8 protein-coding genes and 4 pseudogenes are annotated in these 11,302 nt (G+C 36.7%); 4 read left to right on the top strand and 8 right to left on the bottom strand.

Translation table 11 applies throughout. From position 1 onward, the window contains the following. The first annotated feature begins 56 nt into the window (after positions 1 to 56). Positions 57 to 470, top strand: a complete 414-nt coding sequence (locus Q4496_RS18000; protein WP_368506842.1) for a LytR/AlgR family response regulator transcription factor — start codon at positions 57 to 59, stop codon at positions 468 to 470. 393 nt (positions 471 to 863) lie between these two features. Here the strand turns inward: Q4496_RS18000 and Q4496_RS17600 are convergent, their stop codons facing one another. The 3 genes from Q4496_RS17600 to Q4496_RS17590 form a co-directional block, all read right to left on the bottom strand. Then, positions 864 to 1,274 carry a VOC family protein gene (locus Q4496_RS17600; RefSeq protein ID WP_303610947.1) on the bottom strand — a complete coding sequence of 137 codons (411 nt, stop codon included), beginning with the start codon at positions 1,272 to 1,274 and terminating at the stop codon, positions 864 to 866. Between the two features lie 111 nt (positions 1,275 to 1,385). Further along, positions 1,386 to 2,273 (bottom strand): LysR family transcriptional regulator, encoded by an 888-nt coding sequence (locus tag Q4496_RS17595; protein WP_303603177.1) that lies wholly within the window; start codon positions 2,271 to 2,273, stop codon positions 1,386 to 1,388. A 225-nt stretch (positions 2,274 to 2,498) separates the two neighbouring features. After that, positions 2,499 to 2,903 (bottom strand): GNAT family N-acetyltransferase, encoded by a 405-nt coding sequence (locus Q4496_RS17590; RefSeq protein ID WP_303610946.1) that lies wholly within the window; start codon positions 2,901 to 2,903, stop codon positions 2,499 to 2,501. Positions 2,904 to 3,031: 128 nt separating this feature from the next. Between Q4496_RS17590 and Q4496_RS17585 the strand changes: the two are divergent. Next, positions 3,032 to 3,163 (top strand): annotated as a pseudogene (locus tag Q4496_RS17585) (IS110 family transposase); the annotation flags it as partial. A gap of 392 nt (positions 3,164 to 3,555) precedes the next feature. Next, a pseudogene (locus Q4496_RS17580) lies at positions 3,556 to 3,844 on the top strand (transposase); the annotation flags it as partial. 496 nt (positions 3,845 to 4,340) lie between these two features. On the opposite strand, the gene Q4496_RS17575 reads toward Q4496_RS17580, so the two are convergent. The 4 genes and pseudogenes from Q4496_RS17575 to Q4496_RS17560 form a co-directional block, all read right to left on the bottom strand. Next, positions 4,341 to 4,907 (bottom strand): PEP-CTERM sorting domain-containing protein, encoded by a 567-nt coding sequence (locus Q4496_RS17575; RefSeq protein ID WP_303610945.1) that lies wholly within the window; start codon positions 4,905 to 4,907, stop codon positions 4,341 to 4,343. Positions 4,908 to 4,929: 22 nt separating this feature from the next. Further along, entirely contained in the window at positions 4,930 to 7,197 is a 2,268-nt protein-coding gene (locus tag Q4496_RS17570; protein WP_303610948.1) for an alpha-L-fucosidase, read from the bottom strand. Between the two features lie 309 nt (positions 7,198 to 7,506). Next, positions 7,507 to 7,734 (bottom strand): annotated as a pseudogene (locus Q4496_RS17565) (helix-turn-helix domain-containing protein); the annotation flags it as partial. A gap of 478 nt (positions 7,735 to 8,212) precedes the next feature. After that, positions 8,213 to 8,710, bottom strand: coding sequence for a hypothetical protein (locus Q4496_RS17560; RefSeq protein ID WP_215974484.1), 498 nt, complete (start codon positions 8,708 to 8,710; stop codon positions 8,213 to 8,215). A 531-nt stretch (positions 8,711 to 9,241) separates the two neighbouring features. Here Q4496_RS17560 and Q4496_RS17555 point away from each other — a divergent pair. Then, positions 9,242 to 9,421, top strand: a pseudogene (locus tag Q4496_RS17555) (VOC family protein); the annotation flags it as partial. A gap of 128 nt (positions 9,422 to 9,549) precedes the next feature. Here Q4496_RS17555 and Q4496_RS17550 read toward each other — a convergent pair. Beyond that, positions 9,550 to 10,788 carry a hypothetical protein gene (locus Q4496_RS17550; RefSeq protein ID WP_303610944.1) on the bottom strand — a complete coding sequence of 413 codons (1,239 nt, stop codon included), beginning with the start codon at positions 10,786 to 10,788 and terminating at the stop codon, positions 9,550 to 9,552. Positions 10,789 to 11,302: the final 514 nt, after the last annotated feature.

The following is an 11,302-nucleotide window of genomic DNA, read 5'->3' as shown; positions in this document are numbered from 1 at the left end:
TGGTTTTTATTCAAATAAACAATTACCTATAAGTAAAAGTCACTTCATCCATTTAGCTGGAGTTTGAGCGACTGTCCTCATTAATTTTATTCAAACTTGAACAAAACCAGCAACAAACAGAACCGAGTAAAATAAAAATTATCAGCGCGGGTAATATTGAAATCATCGCCAGCGATCAAGTTGTGTTTTGTAAAGCCGCGGGAGATTATGTAGAGTTGAACCTTAAAGACCATCAACAACGTTTATTCACTGGTAGTTTAAAAGAGTTGGAGTCTAGTCTTCCTAAAACGTTTTTGAGGGTGCATCGTTCATATTTAGTGAATGTGGAATTCATTCGCAGTTTGAATAGCAAAAGCTCACAACAGGTTGAAGCATCCGGAGCAGGATTTCTGCAACTGCACGACTCAATGGAAGTACCCGTAAGCCGAAGAATTATGCCTACGGTGCGAAATTACATAAAACAAAATTGAATTTCGAATACTTGCAACTTGTATGTCTACCTACTTTCTAGAGAGGGCAGGTACTCTTTGAATTATGATTATATTTATTGTCGGTTAATGACGAAAATCTAACCTTAGCCGAAACACCTTTTCGGATAGAAATAAGTAAAAGCGAATAACCGTTATGCCAGATCACTTGCCATTAAATAAACCAAGACTAATTATTTGCTATCGTATCTTCGTTAACATTAAGGCAGTGACCAACTGAGAGTTCTTCAACAACAATTAAAAAAAATAATTAAAAAGCCCCTCGCTTATAAAGCATTAGTTGCAAAGTCTATATTCTTCAAATTTGAGCGATTTTCCAGTTAACTTAGTCCCAGTTAACTTATTGATGAATTAAACTTTAAACTATTTCCCTCGTTAAGCTGAAAAAACTAATTTATTTTTATCTAAATCCCTCACATAAGCGGAAAATTTAGGGCCTCGTTGGCCTGGCTCGCCCTCACAGGTGCCGCCTAACTCGAGGACCTTTTTATAAAGTCTTTTTACTTCTTCAGTAGAACCAACATTAAAACCAATCATTGTTCCGTTGCCATTACTTGCGGGTTCCTCATTAAAAGGGGTAGCTAATGCAAATGCAAAATCTTGGCCTTGCCAGAACGTCATTCTGTCAGTCGATAAAACTTGGTTAAGTTCTGTTTGTTCAAAAAGTGAATCATAGAATTTAATCGATGCTTCTATATTGTTTGTTCCAAGAACACAATAATCCATTTTCATAATGTAATATCTCATCAGGTTAACAGGGTTTTGGACAAAATTTGTATTGCCCATAATTGACAAGACCAAGTATATCCATGCAAATATTTACAGACAATGCCTATAATTGCATAGTAGGTATACTAAAATGCATAGAAAAGCTTGTTTTATAATGTTTAAATGGTTTTATTCACTCAACTCAGCGGCTAAATAATCAAATACGACACGTAATTTACAACTAGTCTTTAATTCTCTATGAGCAACCAGCCAAGTTTCTGTCTCAAAAGCAGGAAATGTTGGTAAGACTCTTTCAACTAAAGGCTCAGCATCACCGATATCAGCCATCATAAAGCCAATGCCGGTGCCATGCTTAACCATCTCCCATTGTACAAGATGATTGGCAACAATTACCGGGAAGTTACTTGAGTTTAGGTCAAAACCAAATTTTTTTAGATAGGAAATCACACGATTAGAGCGGTCAACTCCGAAGAAAACTGCGTCACTTAAATCTTGTGGGAACTGTCGGTGTTCAAGGTTTTGTATATAATTTTTAGAAGCGTATAGATGACCTAAGGTGTTTTTAACACGTTTAGCGATAAGCTCCTGTTGCGTTGGTCTATAATTCCGGATAGCGATATCAGCCTCACGGCGCGACAAATCACTAGTATCGCTTGAAGCAATTATTTCTATTTCAATTTTAGGCCATTGTTTACGCAGCTTTTCTACAATAGGAGGAAGAGTATAGGCCGCGATCATCTCTGTAGCACTGATACAAATATTTCCTTCAACTGTCTCTGCATTTCCGGACGCCAATAGTGATAAATTGGTTGCAGCATCTGCCATCGCCCTTACTTGTGCTATCAAGTCAGTGCCACTTTGTGTAAGAACTAACCCTGAATTTGTCCTTTCAAACAATAAAACACCTAGTTCTGCTTCCAGCGCAGCTACTTGTCGACCAATAGTAGGTTGCGTCATATCTAGTGCTCTAGCAGCTGCCGATAGCGAGCCTTCTTCAGCTGTCACAAGAAATGCCCTTGCTCGATTCCAATCAAACTTGATAGCGCGTCTATCCATTTAATATGTATGTCCTATAAATGTTTTAGTGTATGAACAAATTTGGATAAATTAATTATTAATGCAACTGTTCCTACGCTAGCTCCATAAAGTACCAATTCTCAGTAATCCAAATGCTCAAGTTATCTCCTAAGCTATTGAGCGCAGCGACAAGAGCCTATTGATAATTGTCCGAGCGAGCTTGTGAGCGAATTGAGGCACCTGTTATATGCCTTTTTAAACGTACTATAAAGCAATTTTCATTTTAAAGTAAGAAACATCAGCTTTATAAAAACGTTCTCCGTATGACTGCATACCGAAACGCTGATAGAAAGTTAAAGCTGATTCTCTAGCATCACACCAAAAAAAATTTACAACCGTATTATTAAGAGAGTGAAGAATAAATTTTAGCATTTGAGAGCCAATGCCTTGGCCTTGACAATCAGTTTTAGTAGCAAACTTACGTAGGCGAGCTTTATTTGATTTTATGTATACGGAAGCAACACAAACAAGCTCGTCATTAGCAAAGGCACCAAAATGCATTGCGTCATGATCACCATCTACATGGCAACATTCAGGAGGCTTGTTTGGCCAAAGAACACTTTGTCGAAGCGGGATTGTTTGCTCCCAGGAAATATTGCGAATTTCCATATAATTTTGTAGAGCCTCCATAGGCATATAGACACAATGACTCCCCACAAGATACTAGCCTCTGAACGTGGGTTAATTTTACAAGCCAGAGCCATAATATATGTCAACAATATAAAACAGAGGTTAGCATGACAAAACATAACATACTTTTCATTAGTTTAGATATACATAAAATACTCACTGAAGTGGCTTATATAGAAGACCAACGCGGAGCTAAGCCAATACACTTAGGTAAAATTCTAAGCAACAAAGCAGCCTTTTAACAAATTAGCAAAATTAAAAGAGCACCCATTTATAAAGCATTAGCTGCCAAGTCTGTGTTTTTCAAGTTTGAGCAAGTTTGAGCGACTGTCCCTGTTAATTTGTAAAAGATATATTTATGTTTTTACTTAAGTTCGGCTTGATTTCTGGAGAGCGTCCATATATGTCCTTGTTAATTATATTTTAATTAAAATTTGAGCGAGTGTCCCTGTTAATTTCTCACTCTCACCAGAGGGCATTACCGATATTATTTTTGGTAAATAACCTGCTTACTAAATCCTAAAAAACCAGCCGTAAAGCTGGTTTTTATTCAAATAAACAATTACCTATAAGTAAAAGTCACTTCATCCATTTAGCTGGAGTTTGAGCGACTGTCCTCATTAATTTCCCAGGTAACAAAAGCGTGATGGGAGGGATAAGTAAACGAGGCGATCAATACCTACGTAAACAATTAATACATGGTGCTCGCGCTATTATTAGTCATGCAGGGAAAAAGCAAGATGCATTAAGCTTATGGATCACCCAATTAAGAGCAAGAAAAACGTTCAATTGTACCGCTGTAGCAACAGCTCACAAATTAGCACGTATCATGTGGACATTATTACAAAAGCAATGCTATTACACACCTCAAGTGGTTAGGGTTGTGGCATGAATTATTACCCGTTTTACTATCTAGCTAGCCTGTCGAGGACAAAGGCCATGAGCCTGTGTGACTGTTTAGGCAGCTAGATAGTACCTCATTTTTAAGGTTTAACTTTTCAAGACTGTTGTTTACAAGATGAAATTAAAAGGCACTAGCCAACTAGAACAAAGCCTGCGATAGGACACGTGTCTAAAACACGTTTGACTGTAAATATTTTAAGGTACTTCTAGTTCGCAACTCATCCGGAGCATAGGGATAATCTATAGCTCGAATATATGTCAGTACAGTTTGCTTTAAGCAAGCAATAGGGCCTGTCATCGAAAACGATAAAGTGAAAGTACTTAAGCTCAACCGATGAAAACATAAAAGATATATTTATGTTTTTACTTAAGTTCGGCTTGATTTCTGGAGAGCGTCCATATATGTCCTTGTTAATTTTTAGCCAACTGAAAATCCTTGTTTAAAATAAAAAGCCAGCGTTTAAGCTGGCTTCTTTTTAACTTAGGTCAAAGACTCCTTTGACCCTGCCTTAATTACTGTTTTTTGCGACGTACTAACATTAAAGCCGACAGCATAAAAATGGCAAAGCTGCTTGGCTCTGGCACACTGGTTGATACAGCATTTACTGATGGTCCGACATCAATTAATTGGCTATCACCTAAACCTAATGCTACTAACGGCCCATATAAGGTATCTATTTGAAAGTCACTGTTACCTTCAGCAATTGCCAACAAATCAAAACTGGCCAGTAAAAACTGATCATCACCATCAATATTCTGATCAGTGAAGCTCGTCTCACCATAGAAAGTTAAATTGGCACCAAAGAATTGCTCTGTCACTTCAAGTCCCCAAAGACCATCAAATAATGGCAATTCACTTTGCACGGTAGCGGGTTGAAAACTGTACAAGCTGATATCAAACTCTAAATCAACAAATAAAGTATCAAATTCAGTAAAACTCGAACCCCATAACTTCACATTCAGGGTATTACCTAAGGCAACATCGTTATTGCTAAGCTCAATATCAATCAGTCCTGCTTGGACATTAATACTGGTTGCAAGCACAAATGCAGTTGCAATGGTGATTATAAATTTTTTCATGTTATTTTCCTCTATTACTTAATTAAATGGCGCAACGGTCGCGGGTACACATGCTCATCAAAACGCGTGCATCAAGAATATTCACCACACCATCGTTGTTTAGATCAAAGCTACTATCTATAACTTGTCTCTTTTGTATCGCTATCGTCAAAGTTCTAATGTCGTTGTTATCCACATCGCCATCTTCATCCCAATCACCCAACACTGGTGCGGCAATAATATTGATGGGGTATGGTGCAATTTCGAATCTATCTATTACACAATAGTAATTAGTAGAATTGCTGTTTTTAGTTCCATCTACAACAACCTCAATAGTATGAGAGCCTAACGTTAGGTCTTGCTTACTAAAAACCTCTGCTTTATCTATCCAAGTTGAAGAATATAAATCAACAGTATCTATTAAGTTACCGTCTATTTTAACTTGGCATTTTCCACCACCCGTATTCTTCCTAGAAATAATTTTGACGCCTGTACCATTAAAAGTATAAGAAGCCTGTGAATTGCTAACCTTTGAATAAGAAACAACGTTTAAATGAGCTTCATCTTTCTCATGAAACGCCCAGTTGCTATCATAATTGATGTCATGATGTATTGAATCTATGGTATAACCTTCAGGCACAGTTTCATTATACTGAATATAATCAACGTGCACCCATGAATTGCTCGCTGCTGGATTAGCGTCAGAACTACTCTTAGTTCTTACTCTGACATCTTGAAAGCCAGGAACAAGAATTGGACTTGAATAAACAAGTACTTGATGCTTTTTCGTAGGACTGTATGTATCAACCGTACCTACAACGTCACCGTTAATCCATACGTCAAACGCACCACCGTCTGGACCAATTTGACTGAAAATTTGGAAACGATCACCAGTAAACTCAAAGTCAGCACTTCTTTTATCAATATTTGTATAGTGAATAGTATTTCCATACGACTCATTGCGTGCTTGATTACTCCAGCCAGAGCCATAATCGAATTCAGCCCCATCCGCTTTGTTAGCGAGTTCTGGGGTGTAAAAAACGTGATCCAGAGTACAAACACCTCCATCGACATTCTTCATCACCAGAGTATGATCTCCAGATTGTTGTGGGCCACTATCAAAAAATTTGACCTGATTTTCATCGCTACTTGAATTTTGATTGATTGTTTCAATCGTTGAACCATCTATAGAGATGCTACAGTTTCCACCAGTACTTTGCGTTTTACCCCAAAGTTCGATACGAGACCCTGTATATGTGATGGTTGCTGTATCGCCATATTGTGAGCTTTCAGCTAAATAACGGTCTGAGGCGAAAAGATCTTCTTGTGTTGTGCTGAAGCCTGCGTAAGTTAGCATATCGTCGTCTTCCGACACAAAAACTTTACCATGTTTCATGGCTTGGCCTATCATCACCCACTGATTAACCACTCTTTCGTCGATATCGCCATCTAGATAAGGAGCCACATTCCAACTACTTACCGCACCGACTGATCTAAGGTCATACATATACTCTAGAAGCACAGGCATTTCATATCTTGCATTGTGCCAAGTGCCACCAACTTCAGAATCAGGCTCTTGTACAGCCCACCCTCGTTGCATTTGATCAAGACGATAATTTAACAAGCCATTTGAATCAAACTTAGATGCGGGCTTTAAATAGTTAAGATCTTTATTCTTCAGGTGACCAGCGGTAAAATTAGTAATGTGGCTAACATCACCGTCATTTGCGAAAGGGATTTGTCTATTTCCATTCTGCCCCCCCACGTTGTAGGCAATGAGTGCATCTGCGTTACCAGAGCGCAAATACCCAGCGAATTCACTTGGATCAATCTTACGTGAATGGCTACTTTTAGCCATATTATCAATCCACCATGCAGATACCTTGTCGCCATAATGGTCTGAAGTCATCTCCACAGTTTCATACATATTTTGCAGCCAGTCTCCATCTGGAAATCCAATCTGATCTTGAAAGGCTTGCTCTTCTGTATCTGGTAATGGGTTAAAATAAAACCCGAGTTTGATGCCCCTAGCATTTAAAGCTTCATATATATCATTCATTAAATCTCTGTCAGCAGATCTGCCAGCATAAAGATTTTTCATATTTGCTGAAGCAGTACTAGGCACCGGAAATGGAAGATTGTAGTCATGATGGGTGATAGTAAAAAACAAGAGTTTTACGCCACCAGCTTCAAGCATGTCGGCCAACGGCTCTACTGGAAAATTTTGAATGCGTTCATTCCATGGAATAAATACGGGTAAATCTGAGTTTTCATTAAAGTGTAAAAACGTAGTAATACCACCTTTTGACATTTGATCGACTGCGTCTTGCTGACTTGCATTAGCAAAACCAGCTCCTGCAATTGTAGCGGCTAACAAAAACGATGTTAGCCTAGATTTACGCTGTAGTGTTTTTAAATACTTTTTCACTTTTTATACCTCTGTTTTATTTTCATTGAGTAATTGAAGTAGCTGAAGTAGCTGTTGGTTATTCGTACAGCTCTGTTTGATTTTTAAACAATACTACATGCTACAATTCATATATGCAATTATTTTTTGCATTTGAAATGATGAGAGGTTAAGGGGGATTCGCTTAACCCCAATTATTCGTCAACTTAATACTTGAACTGCTTGTTTAATTGAAATTGGGGTTTTATTAGGCGGTGACTTACCACTGTTACCATGCACAGCAAACTGAATACCGACTTGCTGATATCGCTTTACATAACGTTCAATGGTGCGTCGAGACTTACTGAGTAACTTAGCGACATTGGCAATTGTTATTCTGCTTTCAACGACTTTAGCAATTATATCAACGGTGAGTTGAGCTTTAGAATCCATCACAATCATCCTCAACATGCCTCTAGTATTCAAAAAAAAGAACACTAACAAACATGTAAAAAAAGACCGACAGTTTCCCTTGGTAATTAGCGATTACGACAGAATCGCTTGGTAATTAAGATACGACAAAGTCGCTTGGTGTTAACAAAATAGGGTGTAGTAGCTCAGACTTGACCTGACAGTTATCCATTTTTCAAATGGTGCTGTAAGATCAAGTCTGAGCTACTACAATTAAAGAAATACTCGAACTCCCCTTCCACTTAAAGTTGTGGCTAAAACTTAGCTCTTACTCCAACGGAGTAACGTGCACCCGTTTGGGTAAGTGCTCTAATTTGAGATGGATTATTGTTGCTGTATCTAAACAAAGTTTCATTTGTTATATCGGTTGCATTAACATAAAGAGATATGTGAACATTGATTTCGTATGACGCCTGAGCATCAACTTGACCATATGCATCAACATAACTTCTTCGGGTTATATCTCTATCTACTTTTTAAGTAGCGCAAAAATGTAGGTATACGCATATAAAGTAGTAAAAAGAATACTTGGTGCAACCGTTAACAATAAATTAGGTGTTTGATTAATAATATTCACTAACAATACCAAACTGGATTGCACCGCGATAGGAAAAATAGGTGCAAACAAAGTCCCTGCTAATTTTTTATCTTCCAAATACGACGCTGACAATGTAATCGCATTATTAAAGCTTTGTCGAATTGCAATATTTTGCGGTGTTTTAGAATGAAACATACACAAAATGGGCGTTACAAAAGCTAAAGAAATGCAGCTTCCTCGGTACTTATTAACAACTTTCTCTAAGATAAAAGTAAAAAATAAGGTTACAAAACCACTGTACCCACCTTGAACTAAAGCCGCTTGAAGCGTAACAGACTGAGGAATATTATCTGCACTATTAGCCCAATATGCCCAACCAAAATAAAAAACAAAAGACACAACACCAGATAAAATAAGTCGACCGTTCAATTTAATTCCTTAATATCATACTAAAACAATTTAAATAACAATTAAGCACTCATACCTAAAGACTGATGCCTAATAACTAATGCCCAATGACTCATAAGACCGTAAATCTGATGGTTTCATTCATAACATAATCAACTTCAGCTTAACTTAATAAATCACTCTAATGAATTAAATAAAAGAAATAGATAAGGAAAGGTAAATTTTTTAACCTAAAAAGTAGATTTTATGGCACAGTTTAGCTTGCACAATTAAAGTGGCTGTCTAGTTTAATTTCTAATGCTGGCCTTTCAAAAAACGGTAACAGAGATACTTATATTGCAGCCACATTAGAAAAGTTGCTTGAAAATATGCAAAGAAATATTGATTTTCACAAAGACAAATCAAATCCCAAGTTGCTATACATTCTTGCTCATTATCAAGAACTCGCCGATGGCAACATTGATTACTTAGATAAGTTGCAAGGTTTGTTATTATAATAAGTAGTGTTAGCGAACTGCGTATTAAAAAATTTGAGCGACTGTCCTTGTTAATTGTATTAGCGTGCCAGATGTTTATGCCGCCAGTGAACGCTTTGCAAAATACGATGTAGAGTTTGTAAAAAAACCGGATGATGGCTCAATGAAAGGCCTAGCATTTATAAAAGACCCTGACGGCTACTGGATAGAAATACTCTCACCAGAGGGCATTACCGATATTATTTTTGGTAAATAACCTGTTTACTAAATCCTAAAAAACCAGCCGTAAAGCTGGTTTTTATTCAAATAAACAATTACCTATAAGTAAAAGTCACTTCATCCATTTAGCTGGAGTTTGAGCGACTGTCCCTGTTAATTTTATTCTTAAGCGGCTTTTTGATGAATTAAATAGTAATAATTAAACAAGCACTTAATCAACTGATGCATTCGATGCATTTCCCTATAAGAAATTAAGATATTTCTCATAAAATCAAGAAAGTAGATACTTTCTGCTTTTTCTTGCTTTATGCCTTCTTTTTTAGGGAAATATGTAATTAATTGGGTAACTTCATTGTATTCAACTTTCACATGCGCAATTGAGTTTCTCAATTGATTATTTACCGAACCGTCGGTAATGCTGTACCAACAATCATCTAAATGGCTAGTTTTAAAACCATATGGAAGATCAGCATACGCATGTAACGATTTTGGGGTGGTTTTTCCGATGTCTTTAAATTTATTAAAGTCACCTCGATGAATCAAGTTATTAAGCCCTGCAACCAAAACCAACTGACGTGACATTACTTCAGAAATATCCTTGTAAAGATCTTTATAAGTTTGAAAGTCATGTGCAGAAACTCTAAATGCTACTAGCTCTTTTTCATAATCATCATCAAAATCTAAAAATAGCGCAGGACGAAACGCAAGTTCACCTTCAAGTATTTGAGGATAAATATCAAGGCAGTCTTGTTGTATGTTATGCAAGAAATCAGTATCAAAAATTTCACTAATGTATGCATTAAAGCTTTCTTTATCTTTGCCTAAAGCATCTTGAATGGCTTTCATGTGTAATTTTACAGAATCAGCATTTTCATCTGGCATTGAGAAAGGGAAAAAAACCTTCGCTATAACGCAATAAAGTGCAAGATTTAAATCTTGAGGTTTCTCTGAGCGTAGTTTTTCCCCAAACTTCGATTCACACAACTGACCAAATAGTTTTTTATTTTTAGAATAAAGACGAAGAATACGTTTGAAATCATCTAGTTTGGGATACAACAAGTTTAAGGCATTTAATCTTGTATTGTGAATACTAAAATTTTCATGACCAATTCTTGCATGAGCCATCATAAATGGGGTTTGCCCCATTTTATACTCGCCAAACTTAACAGGAAAATCTAAATGTAAGTCTATAAATGGGTTCTCGTTTGTAAAAGGACCATCAAAGTGAATAGATTTTGCACCTTTGTATTTAAAGCCTTTCTCTAAGTTTAACTCAATTAATATCCCTTCTCCGCAGCTTGGGCATGCAAAACTAATTGGTTGAACATCTCGATTAGACATTCCAATACGACAATCTATATTTTCCTTGCAAGTATTACACTCTAATCTTTGATTGAAATTCATAAGTAGACTAAAACTCCGTTTGCCGCTTAACAGTTTATTATGAGGCAACATACCTTCTTTCTACAAGAGGATATAAATCGTCCATAATTTTATAATATATTCACATTACTCGATTGTTATCAGTAAATCAATTGGTTAAAAAACCCCTTTCAACTGATTGATGTGTGAAAGAAGGCAAAATGCCTTCTTTATTGTAGAAAAGAGGAATTAAGGCTGCCTGTATATAAACACAGTCAAAGGATTAGATTATTTTAGATATTCCTAAAAGCAAAAAACCCGTTAATCTTTCGATTAACGGGTTTCTCTAAATGTGGCAGTAAAAATAGCGATTTGAACTCTACTCGAAGATGCAGCGCTACAAACCTCGGGTTTATATTTAACAATCTCCAGACGAAAAAAAACCGCTATAAATTAATATAACGGTTTCTTAGAATGTGGCGGTGAAAATAGCGATTTGAACTCTACTCGAAGGTGCAGCGCTACAAACGCCAATACCGATTTAACAAGACCTAAA

Source organism: Colwellia sp. 5_MG-2023 (genome assembly GCF_030547795.1).
Taxonomy (GTDB): Bacteria; Pseudomonadota; Gammaproteobacteria; order Enterobacterales; family Alteromonadaceae; genus Colwellia.
The sequence above is the reverse complement of the archived record's forward strand: the minus strand, read 5'-3'. Positions and strand labels throughout refer to the sequence as shown.

Bases quoted from the DNA above. Each gene is read 5' to 3' on its own strand.
- Q4496_RS17600 (WP_303610947.1), bottom strand. From the start codon at position 1,274: ATGGGCAATACAAATTTTGTCCAAAACCCTGTTAACCTGATGAGATAT.
- Q4496_RS17595 (WP_303603177.1), bottom strand. From the start codon at position 2,273: ATGGATAGACGCGCTATCAAGTTTGATTGGAATCGAGCAAGGGCATTT.
- Q4496_RS17590 (WP_303610946.1), bottom strand. From the start codon at position 2,903: ATGGAAATTCGCAATATTTCCTGGGAGCAAACAATCCCGCTTCGACAA.
- Q4496_RS17575 (WP_303610945.1), bottom strand. From the start codon at position 4,907: ATGAAAAAATTTATAATCACCATTGCAACTGCATTTGTGCTTGCAACC.
- Q4496_RS17570 (WP_303610948.1), bottom strand. From the start codon at position 7,197: ATGTCAAAAGGTGGTATTACTACGTTTTTACACTTTAATGAAAACTCA.
- Q4496_RS17550 (WP_303610944.1), bottom strand. From the start codon at position 10,788: ATGAATTTCAATCAAAGATTAGAGTGTAATACTTGCAAGGAAAATATA.